22 protein-coding genes are annotated in these 25,143 nt (G+C 74.5%); 16 read left to right on the forward strand and 6 right to left on the reverse strand.

The annotated features are described in order from the left end of the window. The first annotated feature begins 503 nt into the window (after positions 1–503). The 3 genes from LG395_RS02425 (at position 504) to LG395_RS02435 (ending at position 3,181) form a co-directional block, all read left to right on the forward strand. On the forward strand, positions 504–2,072 hold the full coding sequence (locus tag LG395_RS02425) for an FAD-dependent oxidoreductase (protein WP_225808251.1): 1,569 nt from the start codon (positions 504–506) through the stop codon (positions 2,070–2,072). Positions 2,073–2,135: 63 nt separating this feature from the next. Further along, the gene (locus tag LG395_RS02430; protein ID WP_225808252.1) at positions 2,136–2,981 is read left to right on the forward strand and encodes a polysaccharide deacetylase family protein; all 846 of its coding nucleotides are present in this window, start codon (positions 2,136–2,138) and stop codon (positions 2,979–2,981) included. Between the two features lie 17 nt (positions 2,982–2,998). Beyond that, positions 2,999–3,181: a hypothetical protein gene (locus LG395_RS02435; protein WP_171151831.1), complete on the forward strand. Its 183-nt coding sequence runs from the start codon at positions 2,999–3,001 to the stop codon at positions 3,179–3,181. Here LG395_RS02435 and LG395_RS02440 read toward each other — a convergent pair. Further along, positions 3,173–3,844 carry an ABC transporter gene (locus LG395_RS02440; RefSeq protein ID WP_225808253.1) on the reverse strand — a complete coding sequence of 224 codons (672 nt, stop codon included), beginning with the start codon at positions 3,842–3,844 and terminating at the stop codon, positions 3,173–3,175. The two genes, LG395_RS02435 and LG395_RS02440, sit on opposite strands and share 9 nt — an antisense overlap. Further along, positions 3,841–4,722: an ABC transporter ATP-binding protein gene (locus LG395_RS02445; protein WP_225808254.1), complete on the reverse strand. Its 882-nt coding sequence runs from the start codon at positions 4,720–4,722 to the stop codon at positions 3,841–3,843. Before LG395_RS02445 ends, LG395_RS02440 begins: the two co-directional genes overlap by 4 nt. Positions 4,723–5,117: 395 nt before the next feature. On the opposite strand from LG395_RS02445, the gene LG395_RS02450 reads away from it, so the two are divergent. The 5 genes from LG395_RS02450 (at position 5,118) to LG395_RS02470 (ending at position 11,048) form a co-directional block, all read left to right on the forward strand. Continuing rightward, entirely contained in the window at positions 5,118–5,837 is a 720-nt protein-coding gene (locus LG395_RS02450; protein WP_225808255.1) for a peptidyl-tRNA hydrolase, read from the forward strand. Positions 5,838–5,970: 133 nt separating this feature from the next. Next, positions 5,971–7,296: an MbnB/TglH/ChrH family RiPP precursor modification enzyme gene (locus tag LG395_RS02455; RefSeq protein WP_225808256.1), complete on the forward strand. Its 1,326-nt coding sequence runs from the start codon at positions 5,971–5,973 to the stop codon at positions 7,294–7,296. Positions 7,297–7,480: 184 nt separating this feature from the next. After that, complete coding sequence (locus tag LG395_RS02460; protein ID WP_225808257.1) at positions 7,481–8,335, forward strand: DUF4142 domain-containing protein; 855 nt, start codon at positions 7,481–7,483, stop codon at positions 8,333–8,335. Between the two features lie 97 nt (positions 8,336–8,432). Beyond that, positions 8,433–9,212, forward strand: a complete 780-nt coding sequence (locus LG395_RS02465) for a TIGR04222 domain-containing membrane protein (RefSeq protein ID WP_171151843.1) — start codon at positions 8,433–8,435, stop codon at positions 9,210–9,212. A 177-nt stretch (positions 9,213–9,389) separates the two neighbouring features. Continuing rightward, positions 9,390–11,048, forward strand: coding sequence for an alpha/beta hydrolase (locus LG395_RS02470; protein ID WP_225808258.1), 1,659 nt, complete (start codon positions 9,390–9,392; stop codon positions 11,046–11,048). 93 nt (positions 11,049–11,141) lie between these two features. Here LG395_RS02470 and hemQ read toward each other — a convergent pair whose 3' ends face one another. Further along, the gene (gene hemQ / locus LG395_RS02475; protein ID WP_171151847.1) at positions 11,142–11,873 is read right to left on the reverse strand and encodes a hydrogen peroxide-dependent heme synthase; all 732 of its coding nucleotides are present in this window, start codon (positions 11,871–11,873) and stop codon (positions 11,142–11,144) included. A gap of 5 nt (positions 11,874–11,878) precedes the next feature. Next, positions 11,879–13,348 carry a protoporphyrinogen oxidase gene (gene hemG, locus LG395_RS02480; protein WP_225808259.1) on the reverse strand — a complete coding sequence of 490 codons (1,470 nt, stop codon included), beginning with the start codon at positions 13,346–13,348 and terminating at the stop codon, positions 11,879–11,881. 157 nt (positions 13,349–13,505) lie between these two features. Between hemG and LG395_RS02485 the strand changes: the two genes are divergently transcribed. Together LG395_RS02485 and LG395_RS02490 are read left to right on the forward strand one after the other, a co-directional pair. Further along, positions 13,506–14,480, forward strand: coding sequence for a DUF4349 domain-containing protein (locus tag LG395_RS02485; protein WP_225808260.1), 975 nt, complete (start codon positions 13,506–13,508; stop codon positions 14,478–14,480). Positions 14,481–14,541: 61 nt separating this feature from the next. Continuing rightward, positions 14,542–15,942, forward strand: coding sequence for an FAD-dependent oxidoreductase (locus tag LG395_RS02490; RefSeq protein ID WP_225808261.1), 1,401 nt, complete (start codon positions 14,542–14,544; stop codon positions 15,940–15,942). Positions 15,943–16,000: 58 nt separating this feature from the next. On the opposite strand, the gene LG395_RS02495 is transcribed toward LG395_RS02490, so the two are convergent. Then, entirely contained in the window at positions 16,001–16,243 is a 243-nt protein-coding gene (locus LG395_RS02495) for a hypothetical protein (protein ID WP_171159607.1), read from the reverse strand. 119 nt (positions 16,244–16,362) lie between these two features. Here LG395_RS02495 and LG395_RS02500 point away from each other — a divergent pair, with 119 nt between their 5' ends. Next, complete coding sequence (locus tag LG395_RS02500; RefSeq protein WP_225808263.1) at positions 16,363–17,187, forward strand: rhomboid family intramembrane serine protease; 825 nt, start codon at positions 16,363–16,365, stop codon at positions 17,185–17,187. Between the two features lie 12 nt (positions 17,188–17,199). Here the strand turns inward: LG395_RS02500 and hemE are convergent, their stop codons facing one another. Next, a complete protein-coding gene (gene hemE / locus LG395_RS02505) occupies positions 17,200–18,258 on the reverse strand; it encodes a uroporphyrinogen decarboxylase (protein ID WP_171151857.1) in 1,059 nt (352 codons plus the stop codon). Between the two features lie 127 nt (positions 18,259–18,385). On the opposite strand from hemE, the gene LG395_RS02510 reads away from it, so the two are divergent. The 5 genes from LG395_RS02510 to LG395_RS02530 all read left to right on the forward strand — a co-directional run bounded on the left by LG395_RS02510 (position 18,386) and on the right by LG395_RS02530 (position 25,081). Continuing rightward, a complete protein-coding gene (locus LG395_RS02510; RefSeq protein ID WP_171151859.1) occupies positions 18,386–19,063 on the forward strand; it encodes a DUF3000 domain-containing protein in 678 nt (225 codons plus the stop codon). A gap of 260 nt (positions 19,064–19,323) precedes the next feature. Continuing rightward, a complete protein-coding gene (locus tag LG395_RS02515) occupies positions 19,324–19,983 on the forward strand; it encodes a response regulator transcription factor (protein WP_037655387.1) in 660 nt (219 codons plus the stop codon). A 147-nt stretch (positions 19,984–20,130) separates the two neighbouring features. Further along, positions 20,131–21,417, forward strand: coding sequence for a ribonuclease D (locus tag LG395_RS02520; RefSeq protein ID WP_225808264.1), 1,287 nt, complete (start codon positions 20,131–20,133; stop codon positions 21,415–21,417). A 320-nt stretch (positions 21,418–21,737) separates the two neighbouring features. After that, a complete protein-coding gene (locus LG395_RS02525) occupies positions 21,738–22,955 on the forward strand; it encodes a thiolase family protein (protein WP_171151863.1) in 1,218 nt (405 codons plus the stop codon). Further along, positions 22,952–25,081, forward strand: a complete 2,130-nt coding sequence (locus LG395_RS02530) for a 3-hydroxyacyl-CoA dehydrogenase NAD-binding domain-containing protein (protein ID WP_225808265.1) — start codon at positions 22,952–22,954, stop codon at positions 25,079–25,081. The genes LG395_RS02525 and LG395_RS02530 overlap by 4 nt, the downstream gene beginning before the upstream one ends. Positions 25,082–25,143: the final 62 nt, after the last annotated feature.

Here is a 25,143-nt window from a genome sequence, read left to right on the forward strand (position 1 = left end):
CGGGCGGCGTCGACATGAACCGACTGCGGCGTGGGCCCAGGTCGGCCGGGTTCAAGACCGGCGCGGGCGCACGGCAGCGCGAGCCGGGCCGGGCCGGGCTGCGTCGACGTGAACCGACTCCGGCGTGGGCGCACGGCGGCGCCAGGCGGACGTGGATGTCCGCCGGGTGAGGTTCCGACCCCGGCAGGTCGGCCGGGCCTGGTTCCGGCGTCGGCCCAAGCCGTCCGGGTTCAAGACCGGCGCGGGCGCACGGCAGGGCGAGCCGGGCCGGGCCGGGCCGGGCCGGGCTGCGGAAGCCGACGTGAGCGGTGACGGGCTGCCCAGCCGGTGGCGGCCGCCTCAGGACCCCCGGCCGCTCGCCCACGACCGTCGGTGACGGACTCGGCCGTCCGGCACGACGCGGGCCGGTACCGGCGGGTGTCAGCCGGGCCGACGGCCGGTGCCGGGGGCGCCCGGGCGGGTGACGCGGACGTGTGTCGGGGCGGGCGGGGTACCCGGCGGGCATGCACGAGCAGCGGAAGGTCACCGATTCGTACTGGCTGCGGACCGCCCCGGGGCCGTCCCACCCCGCCCTGGACGGGGATCTCGACGTGGACGTGGCCGTCGTCGGCGCGGGCATCGCCGGGCTGAGCACCGCCTACGAGCTGGTCCGGGCCGGGCGGCGGGTGGCGGTGCTGGAGGCCGGGCGGGTCGCGGCCGGCGTCACCGGCTTCACCACCGCCAAGCTGACCGCCCAGCACACCCTGGTCTACGACCGGCTCCGGCGCACCCGGGGGGTGGAAGGGGCGCGGCTGTACGCCCGGTCGCAGTCGGAGGCGATCGAGCACGCGGCGGCGCTGGCGGCGGAGCTGGGCATCGACTGCGAGTGGGAGACCCGGGACGCCTACACCTACGTCCGGGACCGGTCCCGGGTGGCCGAGGTGCGCGCGGAGGCGGACGCCGCCCGGGAGGCGGGTCTGCCGGCGGTGTTCACCACGGAGACCGGGCTGCCCTTCCCGGTGGCGGGCGCGGTCCGGGTGACCGGGCAGGCGCAGTTCCACCCGGTCAAGTACCTGCGGGCGCTCACCGCCGATCTGCTCGCGCGCGGTGGCGAGGTGTACGAGCAAACGCGGGTCACCGGGCTGACGGAGGGCGAGCCGTGCCGGCTGACGACTCAGGCGGGCGCCACGGTGACGGCACGGGACGTCGTGGTCGCCACGCACTACCCGGTGTTCGACCGCGCCCTGCTGTTCACCCGGCTCTCCCCGCGCCGGGAACTGGTCGTCGCCGGGCCGCTGGGCGACGGGCCGGACCCCCACGGCATGTACATCACGCCGGACGAGAACACCCGCTCGGTGCGCACGGCGCCGTACGGCCCGGACGGGCAGCGGCTGCTGGTCGTCACCGGTGAGCACTTCACGCCCGGCACCGGTGATCCGCGGGCGGGCTTCGAACGGCTCGCCGGCTGGGCCGAGGTGCACTTCCCCGGGGTGAGGCTGGACCACGCCTGGGCCACGCAGGACAACGAGTCCACCGACACCGTCCCGCTGGTCGGCCCCCTGCATCCCGGCGCCCGGCACACCTACGTCGCCACCGGCTTCGGCGGCTGGGGCCTGAGCGGCGGCATCATGGCCGGGCTGCTGCTGAGCGCGCTGGTCACCGGCCGGGACAGCGCCTGGCAGGAGCTGTACGACCCGCGCCGGCTGAAGTCGGTGGTGCGTCAGGCCCCGTCGCTGCTGAAGACCCAGGCCGAGGTGGCCCGGCACTTCGTCGGCGACCGGCTCAAACCGACGGTCGCGGTGGACGACCTGGAGCCCGGGGACGGCGCGCTGGTCCGGTCCGGCGCCGAACGGCTGGCGGTCCACCGCGACGAGGAGGGCGCCCTGCACGCCGTGTCGGCGCGCTGCACCCACCTCGGCTGCCTGGTCGCGTTCAACCGCGCCGAGCGCACCTGGGAGTGCCCCTGCCACGGCTCGCGCTTCGCCGTCGACGGCACGGTACTGCAGGGACCGGCGGTCGAACCGCTGGAACGACGGGAGCTGGACCGGTCCCCGACCGGGCGTGGCGGCGAGCAGTCACCGCCGCGCGGGTGACGGTTCCGCCGCGCCGCGGAACATATCACCATACAAACGCACCATCAGTCCTACGTTCGTACGGTGATCCCACGAGCACGTCATCTCCTCGCCGTCTGCCTCCTGGGCGCGGCGCTCACCGCCTGCGGCGCCGCGGGCGGTGAGCGGCCCGCCCCGGCCGCCTCCCGTGTCTCCGCGCCCCCCTCCCCCGCCCGTCCGCCCGTGCTCGCGCCCGGCCCCGGCGGGCTGACCCCGGTCTTCGAACACGGCCCGCGCACCCGGGGCAAGACCGTCGCGCTCACCTTCGACGCCGACATGACCGCCGACGAGGGACCCCGCGCGGCCTCCGGCGAACACTTCGACAACCCGGGCCTGATCGCCGCCCTGCGCACGCTGAAGGTGCCGGCGACCGTCTTCATGACCGGCCGCTGGGCCGACGAGTACCCGGCCGAGGCCAGCGCCCTGGGCCACGACCCGCAGTTCGAGGTGGCCAACCACTCCTGGAGCCACTACGCCTTCACCGCCGACTGCTACGGACTGCCGACCGTCGACGCCGACGGAATGCGGGCGGACGTGCAGCGCGCGTACGAATCCCTGCGCGCGGCCGGCGTGCCCCACGCGATGCCGTACTTCCGCTTCCCCGGCGGCTGCTACGACCAGCGGGCGCTGCGCGCGCTGAGCGGGCTCGGGGTGACCGCGGTGCAGTGGGACGTGGTCAGCGGCGACGCGTTCGCCACGGACGCCGACGCGGTGGTCAAGCAGGTGCTCGACGGGGTGAAGCCGGGCTCCGTGGTCGTCATGCACTGCACCCGCAGCGCGGCGCCGACGACCGAGCGGGTCGTCCGCACGGTCGTGCCGGAGCTGCGCGAGCGCGGCTACCGGTTCGTGAAGGTCTCCGAGCTGATCGGTCAGGCGGGCAACGGCCGCTGACGTCCTACGCTGAAGGCATGAGCGACGAGGACTACTGCACGATCGCCGAGACGGTGAAGCCGGCGAAGGCCGACGGACCGCCGTACGCGGAGTGCGTGCTGTGCCGGGAGCCGACGGAGTACCCGGAGTCGTACAAGGGCCTCACGCTGTGCCCCGTCTGCGAGTGGCAGGAGGCGCAGCGCACCGCCTGCTCAGGGTGAGCGGCGCGCGACGAGCCGGCCGGCCGCGGCGAAGGCGGCCGCCGTGAGCAGGACCGCCCCCGCCGGCGGCAGCAGCGGCACCGGTGCCCGGCCGGTCCGCGATCCGGTGACCAGAGCGCTGACCGCGGCCTGCGCCGGGGAACCGGCCGACACCACCGCCAGCAGCGCGCCGAGCAGCAGCGCCGGGACCGCACGCCCCCTGGACCGCAGCACCGGCCGGCTGGTGAGCGCGCCGACGGCCGTGCCGAGCAGGGCGCAGACGAGGGCGGCCGGCAGTCCCGCGGCGGCGGCGCGGAGCCGGGGCACCGGGACCCGGTGGCCGTCGCTCATCGGGTCGCTGATCAGCGTCACCACCACGGTGGCCACCAGCCCGAGCAGCACGGCCACGAGCAGCGCGGTGAGCAGGCAGGCGAGGTGTGCCCGGGCGGGGCCGCGGGCGGCGGCGACGCAGGCCCGGGCCGCGGGCGGCTCCGCGGTGACACAGATCCGCACCAGCCAGGCGGCCACCGGCAGCAGACCGGCGGCCGTGTAGCCGAGCGAGCCCAGCACCGGCTGGCCGCTCTGCACGCCGACGCCCAGGAACGCGGCGTACAGGATCACCGGGGGCAGCCAGCGCTGGGAGCGCAGCAGCAGGTCGGCCTGGTAGCGAAGGGGCGCGGTCATGGGCGGCTTCCGGGGTCGGGGTGCTGGGGGTCGTGGGACGGTGGCTCGACGCTGACCACGTGCCAGGGCGGACGGGCCGTGAGCAGGGCGCGCAGCACGGTGTCGGAGTGGGAGGCGGGTACGGCGAGCCGGCGCCGGCCGGGGGCGGTCTCCTCGGCGGACACCGCGATCCGCACCGCGTCCGGCGGCAGCCGGCCGCCCGGCGCGGCCCGTACGGTCACGACCGTGACCGGTCCGGACGGCGCACCCGGCGGGTCGGTACGGCGTCGCAGGCCCCCGTCGGTCACCGTGTAGACCGCGTCCGGCGTACCGGCGAGGCGGCACGGGTCGTGGTCCACGAAGACCACCGCACCCCCGGCGGCCGTCCGCTCGGCCACCGCCCGCTCCAGTTCGGTCCGCGCCGCCGCGTCGAGGCCGGTCCAGGCCTCGTCCAGCACCAGCAGCTCCGGGTCGGCCAGCAGGGCCTGCGCGACGGTGACCTTCTGGCTGCTGCCCTTGGACAGCCGCGCCATCGGCGTACCGGCGTACGCGCCCGCCCCGAGGCGCTCCAGCCAGGTGTCCGCGGCGCGTGCGGCGGCCTCCCGGCCGAGGCCGTGGACGGTGCCGAGGTGGGTCAGACAGCCGGCGGCCGTGAAGGGCAGGGCCGACGGGAACCGCTCCGGCACGTACGCCGTGCGCGGCCGGCCGCTGATCCGGCCCTCGCTGGGCGCGTCGAGCCGGGCGAGCAGCCGGAGCAGGGTGGACTTCCCGCTGCCGTTCGTCCCTTCGATCCGGGTGAGGGTGCCGGGCGCGACGACGAGGTCGACGCCACGCAGCACCCAGGGGCCGCGGATGCCGTAGCGACGGCCCACGGCGGTCAGGCGCAGGTCACGGTCCATGGAAGGCCCCTCTGTTGCGGGGGAACCCGTGCGGGAGGCCGTACCGGTACGGCGCTCACCGCGCAGGACGTGTGCTCAGCGGGCCGTGGCCCGCGGACGTGCTCGGCGGGCCGTGGCCCGGCTCGGCCCGGCCGCTCCCGCCCGCACCGCCGCGGCCCGGGCTCCCCTCGAAGGCCTCCACCTGCCGCAGGAGGCGCCGGGCGGCCCCGTGGGACGGATTCCACGGCGTCTCGTCCCCGATGCCGAAGTACGGACTCATGGCACTCCCCCTCCAGTCCCTCCGATCGATCAAGAGGGGTGAGGGCGGCCGGCCGGTTCACCGGTGTCCCCGGAAATCTCCCGCGGGCGCACCGCGCGTTGATCGGTCCGCCCGGGGCTTCGTAGGCTGGGCTCCCGTGAGCCACGTTCCCGCCCCCACCGCCGACAGCCCCGCCCGGCCCGCGCCCGATCCGCGCGACGAGGCGCCCCAGTTCGTCCTGCCGCTCGTGGTACGGATCGAACGGGGCACACCACCGGCCCGTACCGACGCCCTGGAGACCGCCGCCCGGGCCGTGCTGACCCTGCTCGGCGACGAGCGGGCGCACGGTGACGGCGAGTGGGCTGAGGCGGTGCGCGGCTGGGAGGACGCCCGGATCCGGAAGGTGGTCCGGCGGGCCCGGGGCGCGGAGTGGCGGCGCGCCGAGGCGCTGCCCGGGATCACGGTGACGGGCGCCTCCGCGGAGGTCCGGGTCTTCCCGCCGGTCCCGCTGGACGGCTGGCCGAAGGACCTGGCGAGGCTCCAGGTGTCGGGCACCGAGCTGGACGACCCGGAACCGCCGGCCCCCGCCGACCCGGCCGGCCGGGTCGTGCTCTGGCTGAACCCGGACCTGGAGATGTCGGCCGGCAAGGCGATGGCCCAGGCCGGCCACGGCGCCCAGCTCGCCTGGTGGGCCCTGCCGGACACCGCCCGCGCCGCCTGGCGCGACGCCGGATTCCCCCTCGCCGTCCGCACCGCCGCCCCGGCCGACTGGCCCCGCCTGACCACCAGCGGCCTGCCCGTGGTCCGCGACGCCGGCTTCACGGAGATCGCCCCCGGCTCCTGCACGGTGGTGGCGGACCACCCGGGCCTGCGCTGACCGGGGAGCGCCCCGCCGTCCCGCAACCTCAAATGTTGCTCTGAAGGCGTCACCCGGAAGGTTCGGGGGCGGTCGCCGGGGCCATATCCCCGTCACTCGACGCAGCAGCACGGGCCGAGGAGGGGGAAGCACCATGCGGCGACTGGGGACCGGGATCGGGTGGCGGCCGGAGATCGCGGACGCCGTGGAGCGCATGCCCGGCATCGACTGGGTGGAGGTCGTGGCGGAGAACGTCTGCCCCGGCCACCTGCCCCCGTCGCTGCTGCGGCTGCGCGAGCGCGGGGTGACGGTGGTCCCGCACGGCGTCTCCCTCGGTCTCGGGGGCGCGGACCGGCCCGACGAGGGGCGGCTGACGGCGCTCGCCGAGCGGGCGGAGGCGCTCGGCTCACCGCTGGTCACCGAGCACATCGCCTTCGTCCGGGCGGGCGGCGCGCTCACCGCCTCCCCGCGCCTGGAGGCCGGTCATCTGCTGCCGGTGCCGCGCACCCGGGACGCGCTGGACGTGCTGTGCGAGAACGTCCGCATCGCGCAGGACGCGCTGCCGGTGCCGCTGGCCCTGGAGAACATCGCCGCGCTGTTCTCCTGGCCGGGCGAGGAGCTGACCGAGGGGGAGTTCCTGTCCGAGCTGGTCGAGCGGACCGGCGTACGGCTGCTGATCGACGTGGCCAACCTGCACACCAACCACGTCAACCGGGGCGAGGACCCCGCGGGGGCGCTGGCCGCGCTGCCCCTCGAGGCGATCGCCTACGTCCATGTCGCGGGCGGCTTCGAGCGGGACGGCGTCTGGCACGACAGCCATGCGCACCCCGTGCCGCGTCCGGTCCTCGACATCCTGACCTCCCTCGCCGCCCGGGCCGAGCCGCCGGGGGTGCTGCTGGAGCGGGACGAGAACTTCCCGGCACCGGCGGAGCTGGAGCGGGAGCTGGACACGATCCGGGAAGCGGTGACGGTCGGGCGCGCGGCGGGAAGCACGGCAGGGGGCACGACCGGGGCGCCGGCCGTCGGGGGTGCGCGGACCGGGGGTGTCGGTGTCCTGGCGAGGCCGGTGGCGGCGCCCCCGGCGGACGTGCGTGAGCGGGTCGGGGTCGCGCAGACCGCCGTGCTGTCGTCGCTGGTGGCGGGCACGCCGGTGCCGGAGGGGTTCGACCGGGTGCGGATGGGGGTGCAGGCGCGGGCGCTCGCGGCGAAGCGGGCGGGGGTCGTGGCGAAGGTGGCGCCCGAGCTGCCGGTGATCCTGGGGGCGGGGTACCGGGAGGCGTTCCTGGAGTACGCCCGGCAGCGGCCGATGCGCGGGGGCTACCGGCTGGACGCGCTGGACTTCGCCGGCCACCTGCTGAAGCTGGGGCGGCCGGACGGCGCGGGGGCGCGGCGCGAACTGCGGGACTGGTGGCTGGACCGCTCGGGCCCGGCACCGCGCAAGCGGGGGCCCGTGGAGCGGGTTCTGCGGCGCCGGGTCTGACGCGTGGCCCCGCGCCGCCCGGACCGGGCCGCGCCGGCCGGCACCGGCCAGGTGCCGCCGCGCCGGGTCGCCGTGCGGGCCTCATCCCCCCGGCGGCAGCGCGGAGCGCCGCCCCGGCCCCCAAGTAGTATGCCAACCCCGCACCCATCCCCAGCACACCCCGGCGTGCGGCGCAGGAGGCATCATGCGACCGCGACCGCGACCCCCGGTCAACGGCCGAGGCATATTCAGCGGCACCGGGCTCATCGTCACCGGCCTGGCGGCGACGGTTGTCGCGCTGCTCGTCCCGCTGTGGTCGTACGCCGAGCGGCAGGACGACCCGGCGAGCGCGAGCGTGCTCAGCGCGCAGACGGTGACGACCCCGTACGGCCCGCTGTCCGCGCAGGACCGGGACTTCGTCACCAAGGTGCGGCTGGCCGGGCTGTGGGAGCTGCCCGCCGGACAGCTGGCGCAGAGCAAGGGGACCACGCCCGCCGTCCGCACGGCCGGCCGGCACCTCGTCGACGGCCACACCTCCCTCGACGCGCACGTCCGGACGGTCGCCACCCAGCTCGGCATCGCGCTGCCCAACGAGCCGAACGAGCAGCAGAAGCAGTGGCTCGCCACCCTGGACAGGGCCCAGGGCCAGGACTTCGACCGCCAGTTCGCCGGCATCCTGCGGCTCGCGCACGGCCGGGTGTTCTCGCTGGTCGCGCAGATCCGGGCCGGGACCCAGAACTCCCTGGTCCGCGATCTCGCCGACGACGCCAACGCGACCGTCCTGGACCACATCAGGGTCCTGGAGGCGACCGGGTACGTCGACTTCGGCGCACTGGCCAGGGATCTGGCGGCCTCCGCCTCCCCGGTGCCGACCCCGTCGGAGGTGGACCCCGGCGCGGCCGTACCGGTCGAGCCGTCAGCGGCCGATCCGTCAGCGGCCGATCCGTCAGCGGCCGATCCGTCAGCGGGCCAGGCGTCACAAACCCAGACGTCGCCCGGCGAGACCGTGCCGCTGCCGCCGGCCACCAGCGGCCCGCCGCCGGCCACGAGCAGCCCCTGACCAGCCCGGAAAGCGGAACGTCACAGACCGGCAACACTGCGTCCGGATCGTGGAAAGGGCATGGCGTCCGCCCAGTCCCCTGGCATAGAAACACGTCATGTTCTGGGTCCTTCTCCTGCTCCTGGCCTGGTCTTTCGCCGGTACGGCCTGCGCCCGGCTGTGCCTTGCTGCCGTCCGTTCGGCAGCCGCGGACGCGCGTGACGCACCGGCGGACGGGGAGCGTGATCTGACGCTGTACGAGGCGGCCTTCCTCTCCGGCGGCCCCGCGCGGGTCGCCGACGTGACCCTGGTCTCCATGGCCCGCCAGCGCCGGCTGCTGCTCGCGCACACGGGCTGGGCGACGGTCGTGGACCCGCGGGGGCGGGACGAGATGGAGCAGTCCGTCATAGGGGCCATAGGGCCGGAGGGCCAGTCGCGGATCGCTCCGGTACGGGCCCGGGCGGCCGGCGCCGAGGCGGTGCGCCGGCTGGCAGACGGGCTGGTCCGCGCGGGTCTCGCGGTGCCCGAGGGCACGGGGACCACCGTGGGGGCCGCCGTCCGCCAGGTGCGGGCCTCGGTGTTCGTCGTGGCCGCGCTGGGCGTGACCGCGCTGCTGCTGCCCGTCCGGACCGGGACGCCCCGGCTGCTGGTGGGCCTGTGGTTCGCCCTGCCCCTCGCCCTGGCGCTGAGCTGCCTGGCCATCGCCCGGTTCGAGGTGCATCCGTACTCGCGCTGGGCGTCCCCGGCCGGACAGCGGCTGCTGAGCGCGCTGGCCGGCAGGCCGGCCGGGGACGAGCGCTCGTTCCTCACCTCGGTGGCCGTACGCGGCGTCCGGGCGATAGGCGAACCGGAGTTGCGCGCGGCCTTCACCCACCGCGACCAGCCCTGGCGGGAGTGACGACGCGCAGGACGGCCCGGCGGGGCCGGGGGCGGCTTCCGGGGGCGCACAGGGGGCATTGCGGCCGACACCGGCCCGGCGGTGCTTGCCTTCCCTCACGGACGACCGAAATATCCCTTCTGTCGTCGTGGGCCGTGGCAGCCGTGCCATCGCCGCCGCGCACCGAAGGGATACGCGATGAAAGCTGCCGCCCTCTACTCGGCCGCCGGTTCCTTGCTCCTGACCACCCTGGCCGCGGCCCCGGCGGGCGGCACACCCGGTAGCCCCGGCACGGCGGGCGCCCCCGGCGCGGCCGAGCTGCGCGGCACGGCGGTGGCCGTGGCCCGCGCCCGGGCGGCCGGGATCGACTTCGGTCCGTGCTCCGCCGCCGACGTGCCGGAGGCACCGGCCGGCGTGCGCTGCGGCACGGTGAGCGTCCCGCTGGACTACGCCCACCCGAACGGCAAGCGGATCCGGCTGACCGTCAGCCGCGCCGAGGCCACCCACAAGGACCCGCGCAACAGCAAGCGGAGGGTCCCCCGGCAGGGCGCCCTGGTCTTCAACCCGGGCGGCCCCGGCGCCTCCGGCATGTACTTCCCGCTCATCGGCGCGATCCCGGCGTGGCAGCGGGTCGCCGCCGCCTACGACCTCGTCGGCTACGCCCCGCGCGGCGTCGGCCGGTCGGCGCCGCTGTCCTGCGAGGACCCGAAGCACTTCTTCAAGGCGCCCACCGCGGCACCGTCGCACCCCTCGGAGGCGTACAAGCGGCAGCGCGTCGCGCAGGCGAAGGCGTACGCGCGCGGCTGTGCCCGGCGGTCGGGGAGCGGGCTGCGGTTCTACAACTCGCTCAACAACGCCCGCGACCTCGACGTCCTGCGGGCCGCGCTGGGCGAGGACCGGCTGACCTTCATGGGGGCGTCGTACGGCACCTACTTCGGGGCGCTGTACGCGACGATGTTCCCCTCCCACGTGCGGCGCATGGTGCTGGACTCGGCGGTGAACCCGGACCCGCAGAAGATCTGGTACCGCAGCAACCTGGACCAGTCGGCGGCGTTCGAGGAGCGCTGGGCGGACTTCCGTGAGTGGATCGCCCGGCACGACGACGTGTACCGGCTCGGCGCCACGCCCGCGCGGGTGCAGCGCAGCTACGACACCGCGCGCGAACGGCTGGCCGTCAAGGCGGCGGGCGGGACGGTCGGTCCGGGCCAGTTGCAGAACGTCCTGCTGACGGCCGGGTACTACGACGACTTCTGGCCGAGCCGCGCGGCGGCGCTCTCGGCGTATCTGCACGGCGACCCGAAGCCGCTCGTCCGGCTGGCCACGCCGAGCCCGGAGTCCGCCACCGAGGCGGAGAACGGCAACGCGGTGTACACGGCCGTGGAGTGCAACGACGCGCCCTGGCCGACGGACTGGGCGGTGTGGGACCGGGACAACACGCGGCTCGCCCGGGTGGCACCCTTCGAGACCTGGGACAACGCCTGGATGAACCTGCCGTGCGCCTACTGGCCGGCGCCCCGGCAACGGCCGCTGGACGTGCGCACCGGGGTCGGCGAGCTGCCGCCGGTGCTGGTCCTGGCGGCCGAGCGGGACGCCGCCGCGCCGTACACGGGCGCGCTGGAGATGAACCGGCGGCTGGCGGGCTCGGTGCTGGTGACCGAGCGGGACGCGGGCACGCACGGCGTCGGCGGCGGACCCAACAGGTGCGTCAACGGGTACCTGGAGGCGTACCTGCTGGAGGGCCGCGTCCCGGCACGGCACGCGTCGTGCGCGCCGCGCCCCGAACCGGTCGCCTCCGGCGGTCCGGCCGACAAGGGGGTTCGGCGGGATGCCCTCAAGGGCAAGGGCATCCGGCGTTAGGCGCGACTACCAGGGTTCCCGATCGGGGCGCCGGCCGGCCGCGGGTTCCCCGTGCCCGGTCGCGCCGTTCCCCCGCGCCCCTTCGGGGGCGCTTCAGGCGAGGCCCGCCACCAGTTCGCCGATGTCCTTGCGGCGGCCCGTGAAGAACGGGACCTCCTCGCGGACGTGCATGCGGGCCTCGGAGGCGCGCAGGTGACGCATGAGGTCGACGATGCGGTAGAGCTCGTCGGCCTCGAAGGCCAGGATCCACTCGTAGTCGCCGAGGGAGAACGAGGCGACCGTGTTGGCGCGCACGTCCGGGTAGCCACGGGCCATCTTGCCGTGGTCGGCGAGCATCCGGCGCCGGTCCTCGTCGGGCAGCAGGTACCAGTCGTAGGAGCGGACGAAGGGGTAGACGCTCACGTAGTTGCGGGGCGTCTCGTCGGCGAGGAACGCCGGGATGTGCGAGCGGTTGAACTCGGCGGGGCGGTGCAGCGCCATGTTCGACCACACCGGCTCCAGCGCGCGGCCGAGCCTCGTGCGGCGGAAGAGGTTGTACGCCTCCTGGAGCTGGTCGCTGGTCTCGGCGTGCCACCAGATCATGAGGTCGGCGTCGGCGCGCAGGCCGGAGACGTCGTAGGTGCCGCGGATCGTCACGTCCTTCGCGGCGAGCTGGTCGAACAGCTCCTGGACCTCGTCGGCGTAGCCCGCGCGGTCCTCCGGCAGGACGTCCTTCAGCCTGAAGACGGACCAGAGGGTGTAGCGGATGACCTCGTTGAGGTCCTTGGCCAGCTTGCCCTTGTTCGGGATCCTGCCGGACTCGGTGGTGGGGGCGTCGTCACTCATGGTCCCTATTCTCCCGCTCCGCCGTGCAGGCTCTGCACCGGGTTGGCCGTCAGCTCCCGGACCCCGGCGAGGTCGCCGCCGAGCTGGTCCACCGCCGCGTACGCGCTCGCGATGCAGGCCGGGACGCCGACGCCGTCGTACTGGGCGCCGCACACCGCGAGCCCCGGCAGCCTGGCGATCCGCTCGCGGACGCGGGCCACGCGCGCGTGGTGCCCGACGGGGTACTGCGGCAGGCCGTCGGTCCAGCGGGTGACCCGGGTCCGCAGCGGTACCGCGTCCAGGCCCGTGGCCTCCCGCAGGTCGTGCCGGGAGACCGCCACCAGGCCGGCGTCGTCCCGGCCGAGGATCTCGCTCTCGCCGTAGCGGCCCACGGACGTGCGCAGGACGACCACGTCCGGGTCCTCCTCGGCGATCCAGCCCCACTTCCGGGAGGCGAAGGTGGCGGCCTTGATGGTCCGGCCGTCGACGGGCGGCACCAGGAAGCCGCTGCCCTCGGGCAGGCGCAGGTCGGCACGCCGGTAGGCGAGGGTGACGAGGGCCATCGAGGCGTACTCGACGGCGGCCAGCTCGGCGGCGGCGGCCGGGGACTCGGCGCGCAGCAGGGCGGCGGCGGCCGGGGCGGGTACGGCGACGATCACGGCGTCGGCGTGCAGCACGCGTTCCCCGGCGGTGATCCGCCAGCCGCCGGACGCGTCCCGGCGCAGTTCCCGCGCGGGCGTGCCGGTCAGGATCTCGCCGCCCCGCGCCCGCACCGAGTCGGCGACCGCCGACGGCAGCCGCCCGACCCCGCCGGCGATGCCCATGAAGACCGGCCCGGTCTGCTGCTGGGCGGCGGCCTTCGCCTGGATCTCGCGGACGCCCCGCGTGAGGGAGACGTGGGTGCGGGCGGCCTGGAAGAGCTGCGGGACGGCGGAACGCATGGAGATGCGGTAGGCGTCGCCCGCGTACACCCCGCCGAGCAGGGGTTCGACGAGCCGGTCGACGACCTCGCGGCCGAGCCGGGCCGCCACGTACTCCCCCACGGCCACGTCGTCGCCGGTCTCGGTGCGGGGCAGGTCGGCGTCGCGCTCGACGCGGGCCAGGCCCTCGTCCGAGAGGACGCCGGTCAGGGCGGCGGCGGTGCCGGGCACGCCCATCACATGGCCCTTGGGCATGGGCCGCAGGGCACCGCGGGTCCAGATCGAGGCGGTCGCGGTGGCGGGCGGCTGGAGCTGCTCGCCCAGTCCGGCCTCGCGCGCGAGGGCCACCGCCTCGGGGCGGCGGGCGAGCAGGGACTCGGCGCCCAGGTCGACCCGCACGCCGGCGATCTCGCCGGGCAGCAGCTTGCCGCCGACCCGGTCTGCGGCCTCCAGCACCGTCACCCGCGCTCCGCGCCCCAGCAGCCGGTGCGCGGCGGCCAGTCCGGCGATGCCGGCCCCGATGACGACGACGTGCCCCGGGCTCCCACCCGGCGCGCTGCTACCCCTTGCGCTCATGCCCCCACTCTCTCAGACCCCGCCGGCGCTCCCGCCGTGAGGCGGTGTCCGGGACGAGTCCGGACCGTGACCGCATCGGAACCGGCGCCGCCGATCGTTCCCGCGCGCCGCGCCGTCGAAGGACCGTCCCAGCCCACAAGCCCCGGGGGGTACGCCCATGCGCACACCACACACCGCACGCCGCCGCCGGATTCCGGCCGGGGTCCTGCTCGCCGCCTGTCTCGCGCTCGCCGGGTGCGGCGGCGCCGGCGACCTGGGCGGCTCCTCCAAGGCCGCCTCGGACGGCAGGGCCGAGGCGGCCGGCGCCCGCGGCGGCACGGGCGGCGACGGCACGGCGGGGGGCGGCAGGGCCGTGCGCGGGACGCCGAGGCCCGCCCCGGACGCGATCATCCGCACCGCGTCCCTCACCGTCGAGGTCCACGACGTGTCCAGGGCCCTGGAGGCGGCCCGGACGGCCGCCGAGGACGCGGGCGGTTACGTCGGCAACGAGACGACGAGCCGCGACGAGGACGGGCACGAGCAGACCCGGGCCGTCCTGCGCGTGCCGACCGAGCGGTACGACGAGGTCCTCGCCGGCCTCCAGGGGGCGGGCCGGGTGGTCGAACGTACGGCCAAGGCGGTCGACGTCACCGACCAGGTCGTGGACGTGGACAGCCGGGTGGCGTCGCAGCGGGCCAGCGTGGCCCGGATCCGGGCGCTGATGGAGAAGGCCGCCAAGCTGAGCGACGTGGTCGCCCTGGAGGGGGAACTGAGCAGCCGCCAGGCCGATCTGGAGGCGCTGCTGGCCCGGCAGGCGTCCCTGAAGGACCGCACCGGCCTGGCCACCATCACCCTGTCGCTGTCCGAGCCCCCGGTGCGGCGGGCGGACGGCTCGCCGGGCTTCTCGGACGCGCTGTCGGGCGGCTGGCACGCGTTCGCCGGGGGGCTGCGCTGGGTCGCGCTGGCGCTCGGCGCGGCCCTGCCGTTCGTGGCCCTCGCCGCGCTGCTGGTGGTGCTGTGGCTGCGGGTCGTACGGCCCCGGCTGCCGCGCAGCGCCGGGCCCGCGAAGGCGACGGCCGCGCCCGGCCCGCTGCCGTCGGCCCGCCCGGCACCCGAGTCCGCCGAGCCGGCCGGGCGGGGCGCGGCGGACTGAGCCGGCCGGAGCCCGGGAGGGCGGCCGGGACGGAAGGAACCGCGCCCCGTAGCGTGTTCCCATGAGGATGAGCGGTGGGCGGGGCAGCGACGGCAGGGAACGGCTGGTCGTGATCGGCGGCGACGCCGCGGGCATGTCCGCGGCGTCGCAGGCGCGGCGGCTGAAGGGCCCCGGGGAGCTGGAGATCGTGGCCTTCGAGCGCGGCCACTTCACCTCCTTCTCGGCGTGCGGCATCCCGTACTGGGTGGGCGGCGAGGTCCCCGAGCGGGACCGTCTCATCGCCCGGACGCCCGAGGAGCACCAGGCGCGCGGGATCGATCTGCGGCTGCGCACCGAGGTCACGGAGATCGACGTGCCGGGACGGCGGGTGCGCGCGCGGGACGTCGATTCCGGCGCGGAGTCCTGGACGCCGTACGACCGGCTCGTCATCGCCACCGGCGCCCGCCCGGTCCGTCCGGACCTGCCCGGCGTGGACGCCCCCGGCGTGCACGGCGTGCAGACCCTGGACGACGGGCAGGCCCTGCTGGACACGCTGGCCGGCACGCCCGGCCGCAGGGCGGTGGTCGTCGGGGCCGGCTACATCGGCGTCGAGATGGCCGAGGCGCTGATCAACCGGGGCTTCGAGGTGACGGTCGTCAACCGCGGCAAGGAGCCCATGTCGACGCTCGACCCGGACATGGGCCGGATGGTGCACCGGGCCATGCAGGGCCTCGGCATCACCATGGTGAACGACGCGGAGGTCACCAAGGTCCTCACCGGGGACGACGGCCGGGTGCGCGCGGTGGCCACGGAGCACGCCGAGTACCCGGCGGATCTGGTGGTCCTGGGCATCGGCGTCCGCCCGGAGACCTCCCTGGCCCGCGCGGCCGGCCTCCCGCTCGGCGCCCACGGCGGGCTGCTCACCGACCTCGCGATGCGGGTGCGCGGGCACGAGGACATCTGGGCGGGCGGGGACTGCGTGGAGGTGCTGAACCTGGTCTCCGGACAGGAGCAGTACGTCCCGCTCGGCACCCACGCCAACAAGCACGGCCAGGTCATCGGCACCAACGCCGGCGGCGGCTACGCCACCTTCCCCGGTGTCGTCGGCACGGCGGTCAGCAAGGTCTGCGACCTGGAGATCGCCCGCACCGGGCTGCGGGAGAAGGACGCCCGCCGGGTGGGCCTGCGCTTCGAGACGGTCACCATCGAGTCGACCAGCCGCGCCGGCTACTACCCCGGCGCCGCCCCCATGACGGTCAAGATGCTCGCCGAGTCCCGCACGGGCCGGCTGCTGGGCGTGCAGATCGTCGGCAGGGAGGGGGCGGCGAAGCGGGTCGACATCGCGGCGGTGGCGCTGACCGCGCGGATGACGGTGGAGCAGATGACGGCCCTGGACCTGGGCTACGCCCCGCCGTTCTCGCCGGTGTGGGACCCGATCCTGGTGGCGGCGAGGAAGGCCGCCGCGAAGGTGCGGGCGAGCTGACCGGCGCAAGGGGCGCGGGCATCGACCGGCCCCGGCGGCGCCGTACCCCGCGGCGCGTCTATGCCGTACCGGTGATCCGCGGCAGGGCCGAGACCGCCGCCGGCTGCTCCCCGGAGGGCTTCGCGTGGGACGCCGGCGGCCGGCTGGACCGCAGCCGGTAGCTGACCGCCTCGTCCAGGGTCACGGGCCGCTGCATCTGCGTGGCGAGCCGGCCCGCCTCCTGGCCGAGCCGCGCGACGTCCTCCCAGGGGAGCCGTACGACCAGAGAGATCTCCGCCTCACCGTCGGGCAGAGCGTGCATCGCCGAAACCTGCGGAGCGTTCGTCATCGCCTGTTCCTCACGTCGGTTGTGAAGGGATACGCACACGCGCCCGGTGGCGTTCACCGGTTCGTACGCCGGATCGCGGGCACTACTCCTGTGTGGTCATCCCCGTTCATGACGTGAACCCGGTGCGCCGCACCCCCTGGGTGACGTACGCCCTCATCGCCGCCAACGTGCTCGTGTTCATCACCACGCCCGGCATAGCCGGTTCCGTGGCGGGCAGCAGCGAGCTGGCGCAGCTGTGCCATCTGCAGGCCTTCATGGACCACTACGCGGCGGTCCCCCGGGAACTGATCCACCATCAGATGCCCCGGATCGTGCCGACCGGGGACGTCGGCCTGGGCCCCGGCGGCCCCGGCTGCGTCGTCGGGCCGCCCCGCTACGACAAGTCCCCGGCGCTGTCCGTCTTCACGGCGATGTTCCTGCACGGCGGCTGGCTGCACCTGCTGGGCAACATGCTCTTCCTGCTGATCTTCGGCAACAACGTCGAGGACCGGATGGGGCACATCCGCTACTTCCTCTTCTACGTCGTCTGCGGCTACGCGGCCGGCTACGGCTTCGCGCTGCTCAACGACACCTCCTCGGACCCCCTGATCGGCGCGTCCGGCGCGATCGCCGGCGTCCTCGGCGCCTATCTGGTCCTCTACCCGAAGGCCAGGGTGTGGGTCCTGGTGCCGTTCCTGGTCTTCCTGCCGCTGAGGCTGCCCGCCTGGCTGGTGCTGGGCTTCTGGTTCGGGCTCCAGGCGGTGTACTCGTCCGGGCACGGAGTGTCCGGCGCCGGCACGGTGGCGTACGCGGCGCACGTGGTCGGCTTCGTGGCCGGGATGCTGCTGGCCTGGCCGCTCAAGCCCGGCACACCGCCCCCGCCGGAGCCGCCCGGCCTGCTGTTCGGCAGGCGCGCGCGGCCCCACTACTCCTGGTGAGCCGGCGGCGGCTCAGCGCGCGGTGGCGGTGTGGACGTACTCCACGAGCCGGGTCAGCGCGTCCGGGTCGGTGTTCGGCATGACGCCGTGGCCGAGGTTGAAGACGTGGCCCTCCAGGCCGGCGGCGGCGTCGAGCACCTCACGGGCCTTGGCGGCGACGGTGTCCTTGTCGGTGAACAGGACGGTCGGGTCCAGGTTGCCCTGGAGCGCCTTGCCGGGGCCGACACGGCGGGCGGCCTCGTCGAGCGGGACGCGCCAGTCGGCGCCGACGACGTCCGCGCCGGCCTCGCCCATGAGCCCCAGCAGCTCACCGGTGCCGACGCCGAAGTGGATGCGCGGGACGCCGTACCCGGCGACCGCGTCGAAGACCTTCGCGGAGGCCGGCATGACCGACGTGCGGTAGTCGGCGGGGGCCAGGGCACCGGCCCAGGAGTCGAAGAGCTGGACGGCGCTCGCGCCGGCCTCGATCTGGACCTTCAGGAAGGCGGCCGTGATGTCGGCGAGCCGGTCCAGCAGGTCGGCCCACAGCTCGGGGTCGCCGTACATCATCGCCTTGGCGTTCTCGTACGTGCGCGAGGGGCCGCCCTCGACCAGGTAGCTCGCGAGGGTGAAAGGCGCGCCCGCGAAGCCGATCAGCGGGGTGGCGCCCAGCTCACGGGTGAGCATGCCGATGGCCTCGGTGACGTAGGGGACGTCCTCGGGGGTGAGGTCGCGCAGCCGCGCCAGGTCGGCGCGGGTGCGGACCGGCTGCTCGACGACCGGGCCGACGCCGGGCTTGATGTCGAGGTCGAGGCCGATGGCCTTCAGCGGGACGACGATGTCGCTGAAGAAGATCGCCGCGTCCACGTCGTGCCGGCGCACCGGCTGGAGCGTGATCTCGGTGACCAGCTCGGGCCGCATGCAGGACTCCAGCATGGGGACGCCTTCGCGCACCTTGCGGTACTCCGGCAGGGAGCGGCCGGCCTGGCGCATGAACCACACAGGCGTGTGCGGCACGGGTTCGCGCCTGCACGCCTTGAGGAAGGCGCTGTCGTACGTCGCTGTCGGCTGCGGGGTGTCAATGGCGGTCACGAGGCAAGTTTCGCACGGCCGCCGGGCGGGGACCGGGCGGGTGTCCCCGCCGGCCGGGCGCAGGCGCGTAGGTCACAGGGGGTGTCTTGCCCTGCACGGCGCCCCGGTTCCCCTTACTCTTCCCCGCATGGCTGCGGCTCACGGACGAATGTCGGACAGCGCTGACGGAACGGACGACGTGAAGGACACCGAGGAGGCGGACGGGCACCCGGGTGCCTCGGGTCCGCCGGCTTTCCGCACCGCGGTCGAGGCCCTGCGCGCCGGCCGGCTGCGGCCGCAGGTGGAGGTGGAGCCGACGCCGGCCCCGCAGCGGCTCGCCCCCTACGCGTACGCGGTGGAGGCGGTGGTGGTGGACGGTGAGCAGGAGCTGGCCGACGGCCGGCTGGTGCTGCTGCACGACCCGGCCGGGCACGACGCCTGGCGGGGCACGTTCCGGCTGGTGACGCTGGTGCGCGCGGAGCTGGAGCCGGAGATGGCGGCCGATCCGCTGCTGCCGGAGGTGTGCTGGTCCTGGCTGACCGGGGCGCTGGCGGCGCGCGGGCTGGGCTACGGCGAGCCGAGCGGCACGATCACGCGTGCCAGCTCGCACTACTTCGGCGGGCTGGCCGAGCGGCCGGCCGCCTCGCAGATCGAGATCCGGGCCTCCTGGACGCCCCGCGAGGGCCTGGGCGGAGTGCCGGACACGGCCGCCCACCTGGCCTCCTGGTGCGATCTGCTGGCCCAGGTCGCGGGCCTGCCGCCGGCCGGGCCCGGGGACGCGTCGGTGGTGACCCTGCCGCAGCGCAGGGGTCCGCAGTCCCGGTGACCGGTCGGCACCCGACCCTTCATTGACCGTCTCTTTGTCGATACGGCCATTTTCCGTACTCGAATCGCACCCGCTCGAACCGACTTGATCTTCGCATGATCGATCGCGTGTCCGAATTGCACAGATTGTTACTCACTAGATCGTGATCATTCTCTAAAGGCGGACGAGTTTGCTGCCGAAGACGACTGTGACCTTGAAAGCACGGTTCGTCCCGGCTTCATCCCCACAAGCCGGCCCCGTCCCCCCACCCAGGAGGCCTGGTGTCCGTTCTCCTCGAGCAACCCGCAAGCCTGGTCGCCTACCGCCCGAACAAGCCGACCGCCATGGTGGTCGTGGCCGACCCCCGCGTCCGCTCCACCGTCACCCGCCACCTGTGGGCGCTCGGCGTGCGCGACGTCATCGAGGCCTCGTCCATCGCGGAGGCTCGTCCCCGCATCGGCAACCCGCGCGACATCTGCGTCGCCGACGTCCACCTGCCCGACGGCTCCGGCCTCACCCTGCTGTCCGAGACCCGCGCCGCGGGCTGGCCCAACGGACTCGCCCTGTCCGCCGCCGACGACATCGGCGCCGTCCGCAACGCGCTGGCCGGCGGTGTCAAGGGCTACGTCGTCACCGGCACCCGCACCAACATCGGGCTCCCCGCCCGGCCCGGCGCCGCTCCCCTCGGCGGCGCCGCCCGCATGCACCGCCGTCCCCCGGGTGCCCCGAGCCACCCGGGCGGCTACCGGGAACTGTCGGGACGCGAGGTCGAGGTGCTGCGGCTGGTCGCGGAGGGCCAGTCGAACAAGGCGATCGGCGTCTCCATGGGCCTGTCCGCCCTGACCGTCAAGAGCCACCTCGCCCGTATCGCCCGCAAGCTGGGGACCGGGGACCGCGCCGGCATGGTGGCCGTGGCCCTGCGCACCGGGATCATCCACTGAGCCGGCCGGACGCCCCCCTTCGGCGGACCCGGCCTTCACTCGTGTGAACCAGCCCTTTCCCCGAGCTGACTGGTTTACGCCCCTCTCGCGCCCGTCGACGGAACGTTCCGTCGACGGGCGCGGTCCACACACGGATACCCTTGACAGGTGACCGACGCCCAAGACACCGCAGCAGACAGTTCCCTGCGCATCACCGGGGGCACCCCTCCGGACGACGCAGGTTCTTCTGTGACGGGGGCGCCGACTCCTTTGCTGGAACCGCGCGAGGGCATCCCGCCCGTGATCGCCGACGAGGCGGCCCTCGACCGGGTGGTCGCCGCCTTCGCCGCCGGCACCGGCCCGGTCGCCGTGGACGCCGAGCGTGCCTCCGGCTACCGCTACGGGCAGCGCGCCTACCTGGTGCAGCTGCGCCGTGAGGGCGCCGGGACCGCGCTGATCGACCCCGTCGCCTGCCCCGACCTGTCCGCCCTCGGCGAGGCCCTGTCCGGCGTGGAGTGGGTGCTGCACGCGGCCACCCAGGACCTGCCCTGTCTGCGCGAGATAGGCATGGTCCCGAGCCGCCTGTTCGACACCGAGCTGGCCGGCCGGCTCGCGGGCTTCCCCCGGGTCGGTCTCGGCGCCATGGTGGAGGGCGTCCTCGGCTTCGTCCTGGAGAAGGGCCACTCGGCCGTCGACTGGTCGACCCGTCCGCTGCCCGAGCCCTGGCTGCGCTACGCCGCGCTCGACGTCGAGCTCCTCGTCGACCTGCGGGACGCCCTGGAGAAGGAGCTGGACCGGCAGGGCAAGCTGGAGTGGGCCCTGCAGGAGTTCGACGCGATCGCGTCCGCGCCCCCGGCCGAGCCGCGCAAGGATCCCTGGCGCCGCACGTCCGGGATGCACAAGGTGCGCCGGCGCCGGCAGCTCGCGGTCGTGCGCGAGCTGTGGCAGACGCGGGACCGGATCGCGCAGCGGCGGGACGTGTCGCCGGGGAAGGTGCTGAGCGACACGGCCATCGTGGAGGCGGCGCTGGCCCTGCCGGGCAATGTGCACGTCCTCGCCGGGCTGACCGGGTTCGGGCACCGGATGGGCCGGCGGCAGCTGGAGCAGTGGCAGGCCGCCGTGGACCGCGCCAAGGCCCTTCCCGACAGCGCGCTGCCGCAGCCGGGGCAGCCGGTGACGGGTCCCCCGCCGCCGCGTGCCTGGGCCGACAAGGACCCGGCCGCGGCCGCTCGGCTGTCCGCCGCCCGGGCGGGGGTGACCGCCCTGGCCGAACGGCTCGCCATGCCCCAGGAGAACGTGATCTCCCCGGACACGGTGCGGCGGATCTGCTGGGAGCCGCCGGCGTCCGTCGACGAGGCCTCCGTGAGTGCCGCGCTGGCCGGGTACGGCGCGCGGCCCTGGCAGACCGAGCTGGTCACGCCGGTACTGGTCGACGCCCTGTCGGCCCGGGACTGAGAAGCGCGGCGCCGGTGGCCGCTCCCCTGCTCCCGCTTCTCGCACGCGGGGCGCCTCAGGGGGCCGCCGAAGCGGTGAAGGGACGTCGAGATCACGCCAAGATCCCGGGGCGGCGGGCACACGAAGAAGACGCGGAAGCCGCCGTGGAGTGTCGTCCCCCGGTCCCAAAGGCGGCCGGCGGGAACAGGGCCGCCGCGGATGTGACCTTCACCGCTCCGGCCTCCCGGACTGTGCAGCTACGTTACTGATAAGTAGCATGGGTTCTGAGCGCGCGCTCAGCGCAACGCAGCAGTGCCATCCCGCACAGGAGGAGAGCCATCGTGCCTCGTACCGTCAGGGACGTCGTCTTCGTCGACGGCGTCCGTACCCCGTTCGGCAAGGCGGGCCCGAAGGGCATCTACCACGAGACCCGCGCCGACGACCTCGTCGTGAAGGCGATCCGGGAGCTGCTGCGCCGCAACCCCGGTCTGGACCCGAAGAAGATCGACGAGGTCGCCATCGCGGCGACCACGCAGATCGGTGACCAGGGTCTGACCCTCGGCCGTACCGCCGGCATCCTCGCGGGTCTGCCGCAGTCCGTGCCCGGTTACTCCATCGACCGGATGTGCGCCGGCGCGCTGACCGCCGTGACGACCACCGCCGGTTCCATCGCCTTCGGCGCCTACGACGCCGTCATCGCCGGTGGCGTCGAGCACATGGGCCGCCACCCGATGGGCGAGGGCGTCGACCCGAACCCGCGCTTCGTGAGCGAGAAGCTGGTGGACGAGTCGGCCCTGTTCATGGGCATGACCGCGGAGAACCTGCACGACCGCTACCCGCACATCACCAAGCTGCGGGCCGACGAGTACGCGGTGCGCTCGCAGGAGAAGGCCGCCAAGGCCTACGCCAACGGCAAGATCCAGGCCGACCTGGTGCCCATCTCGGTGCGCCGGACCAGCCCGGAGGGCGGGGAGACCGGCTGGGGCCTGGTCACCGCCGACGAACCGATGCGCCCGGGGACCACCCTGGAGAACCTGGCGAACCTCAAGACGCCGTTCCGTGTGCACGGCCGGGTCACCGCCGGCAACGCGGCCGGCCTGAACGACGGCGCCACCGCGTCGATCATCGCGAGCGAGGACTTCGCCCGCGAGAACGGCCTGCCGGTCAAGATGCGCCTGGTGTCGTACGCCTTCGCGGGCGTGGAGCCAGAGGTCATGGGCTACGGCCCGATCCCGGCCACGGAGAAGGCCCTCGCCAAGGCGGGCCTGTCCATCTCCGACATCGGCCTGTTCGAGATCAACGAGGCCTTCGCCGTGCAGGTGCTGGCCTTCCTCGACCACTACGGCATCGCCGACGACGACGAGCGCGTCAACCAGTACGGCGGCGCCATCGCCTTCGGTCACCCGCTGGCCTCCTCCGGCGTCCGCCTGATGACGCAGCTGGCCCGCCAGTTCGAGGAGCAGCCGCACGTCCGCTACGGCCTGACCACCATGTGCGTCGGCTTCGGCATGGGCGCGACGGTCGTCTGGGAGAACCCGCACTTCGAGGGGGACAAGTGAGCACCACCGCCGAGCTTCTGAAGCAGGCCTCGGACCTGTTCCCCGACGAGGTCGTCACCAGCGCGCACGTGCGCCACTTCGACCTTCCCTCCGGCGCCGGCCGCTTCGCGCTGATCACGCTGGACAACGGCCTGGACCACACCAAGCCGACCACCTTCGGCCCCGCCTCGCTCGCGAACCTGAACACCGCGATCGACCAGGTCGAGAAGGAGGCCGCGGACGGCGAGATCGTCGGCGTCGGCATCACCGGCAAGCCGTTCATCTTCGCGGTCGGCGCCGACCTCAAGGGCGTCGAGCTGCTCAAGGAGCACGAGCACGCGCTCGCCATCGGCAAGGGCGGCCACGAGGTCTTCAAGCGCCTGGCGAAGCTGGCCGTCCCGACCTTCGCCTACTACAACGGCGCGGCGATGGGCGGCGGCGTCGAGGTCGGCCTGCACTGCACCTACCGCACCGTCTCCAAGGCGATCCCGGCGTTCTCGCTGCCCGAGGTCTTCCTCGGCCTGGTGCCCGGCTGGGGCGGCTGCACGCTGCTGCCGAACCTCATCGGCCCCGAGAAGGCCGTCTCGGTCGTCATAGAGAACTCGCTCAACCAGAACAAGCAGCTCAAGGGCCAGCAGGTCTTCGACCTCGGGATCGCGGACGCGCTCTTCGAGGGCGCCGACTTCCTGGAGCAGTCGCTGATCTGGACCGCCCAGGTGCTCAAGGGCGACATCAAGGTCGAGCGCCCGGTGATCGACCGCGGCGAGGCCTGGGACCAGGCCGTCGCCAAGGGCCGCTTCATCGCGGACTCCAAGGTGCACGGCGCGGCCCCGGCCGCCTACCGCGCCCTCGACATCATCGCCGCCGCGAAGAACGAGGACCTCCAGCAGGGCTTCGACGCGGAGGACCAGGCCCTCGCCGACCTGATCATGGGCGGTGAACTGCGCGCCGGCATCTACGCGTTCAACCTGGTGCAGAAGCGCGGCAAGCGTCCCGCCGGCGCCCCGGACAAGAACCTGGCGCGCCCGGTCACCAAGGTGGGCGTGGTCGGCGCGGGCCTCATGGCCTCCCAGCTGGCGCTCCTCTTCCTGCGCCGCCTGGAGGTGCCGGTCGTGCTGACCGACATCGACCAGGAGCGGGTCGACAAGGGTGTGGGCTACGTCCACGCCGAGATCGACAAGCTGCTCGGCAAGGGCCGGATCAACCAGGACAAGGCCAACCGCCTCAAGGCGCTGGTGACCGGTGTCCTGGACAAGGCGGAGGGCTTCTCCGACGCGGACTTCGTCATCGAGGCCGTGTTCGAGGAGATCGGTGTCAAGCAGCAGGTGTTCGCGGAGGTCGAGGCGGTCGCCCCGGCGCACGCGATCCTCGCCACCAACACCTCGTCCCTGTCGGTGACGGAGATGGCGTCGAAGCTCAAGCACCCGGAGCGGGTCGTGGGCTTCCACTTCTTCAACCCGGTGGCCGTCCTGCCGCTGCTGGAGATCGTCCGCGGCGAGAAGACGGACGACGCGTCCCTCGCGACCGCGTTCGCCGTCGCCAAGAAGCTGAAGAAGACCGCGGTGCTGGTCAAGGACGCCCCGGCGTTCGTCGTGAACCGCATCCTGACCCGCTTCATGGGCGAGATCCAGAACGTCATCGACGAGGGCACCCCGGTCGAGGTCGCCGAGAAGGCCGTCGAGCCGCTCGGTCTGCCGATGTCCCCGCTGGTGCTGCTGGAGCTGGTCGGCCCCGCGATCGGTCTGCACGTCTCCGAGACGCTGCACGGCGCGTTCCCGGACCGCTTCACGGTCTCCCCGAACCTCAAGGCGGTCGTGGAGGCGGGCAAGCGCGGCTTCTACGTCTACGACAGCGGCAAGCCGGAGCTGGACCCGGAGGTCGCCGCGCTGCTCAAGCAGGGCGACGTCGTGCTGACCGAGGAGCAGGTCCGGGCGCGGGTGCTGGACGCGGTGGCGCAGGAGATCGGGCTCATGCTCGACGAGGGCGTCGTCGCCGAGGCCCAGGACATCGACCTGTGCCTGATCACGGGCGCCGGCTGGCCCTTCCACCTGGGCGGCATCACGCCGTACCTGGACCGTGAGGGCGTCAGCGAGCGCGTCAACGGCAAGCGGTTCCTGGCGCCGGGCGTGGCGAGCGTCCCGGCGTGACGCTCCACCGGTGAACGCCGGGTGCCCGCACTCCGCCCGGGGTGCGGGCAGCCGACGTTTCC

Source organism: Streptomyces spinosus, from assembly GCF_020400655.1.
Taxonomy (GTDB): Bacteria; Actinomycetota; Actinomycetes; order Streptomycetales; family Streptomycetaceae; genus Streptomyces; species Streptomyces argyrophylli.

What these genes read in the sequence shown, in the direction of transcription:
- LG395_RS02460 (WP_225808257.1), top strand. Translation starts at nt 7,481, where the DNA reads ATGCGACCGCGACCGCGACCCCCGGTCAACGGCCGAGGCATATTCAGC.
- LG395_RS02495 (WP_171159607.1), bottom strand. Translation starts at nt 16,243, where the DNA reads ATGCACGCTCTGCCCGACGGTGAGGCGGAGATCTCTCTGGTCGTACGG.
- LG395_RS02440 (WP_225808253.1), bottom strand. Translation starts at nt 3,844, where the DNA reads ATGACCGCGCCCCTTCGCTACCAGGCCGACCTGCTGCTGCGCTCCCAG.
- LG395_RS02445 (WP_225808254.1), bottom strand. Translation starts at nt 4,722, where the DNA reads ATGGACCGTGACCTGCGCCTGACCGCCGTGGGCCGTCGCTACGGCATC.
- hemQ (WP_171151847.1), bottom strand. Translation starts at nt 11,873, where the DNA reads ATGAGTGACGACGCCCCCACCACCGAGTCCGGCAGGATCCCGAACAAG.
- LG395_RS02510 (WP_171151859.1), top strand. Translation starts at nt 18,386, where the DNA reads ATGGCTGCGGCTCACGGACGAATGTCGGACAGCGCTGACGGAACGGAC.
- LG395_RS02425 (WP_225808251.1), top strand. Translation starts at nt 504, where the DNA reads ATGCACGAGCAGCGGAAGGTCACCGATTCGTACTGGCTGCGGACCGCC.
- hemG (WP_225808259.1), bottom strand. Translation starts at nt 13,348, where the DNA reads ATGAGCGCAAGGGGTAGCAGCGCGCCGGGTGGGAGCCCGGGGCACGTC.
- LG395_RS02485 (WP_225808260.1), top strand. Translation starts at nt 13,506, where the DNA reads ATGCGCACACCACACACCGCACGCCGCCGCCGGATTCCGGCCGGGGTC.
- LG395_RS02465 (WP_171151843.1), top strand. Translation starts at nt 8,433, where the DNA reads ATGTTCTGGGTCCTTCTCCTGCTCCTGGCCTGGTCTTTCGCCGGTACG.
- LG395_RS02435 (WP_171151831.1), top strand. Translation starts at nt 2,999, where the DNA reads ATGAGCGACGAGGACTACTGCACGATCGCCGAGACGGTGAAGCCGGCG.
- LG395_RS02455 (WP_225808256.1), top strand. Translation starts at nt 5,971, where the DNA reads ATGCGGCGACTGGGGACCGGGATCGGGTGGCGGCCGGAGATCGCGGAC.
- LG395_RS02470 (WP_225808258.1), top strand. Translation starts at nt 9,390, where the DNA reads ATGAAAGCTGCCGCCCTCTACTCGGCCGCCGGTTCCTTGCTCCTGACC.
- LG395_RS02490 (WP_225808261.1), top strand. Translation starts at nt 14,542, where the DNA reads ATGAGGATGAGCGGTGGGCGGGGCAGCGACGGCAGGGAACGGCTGGTC.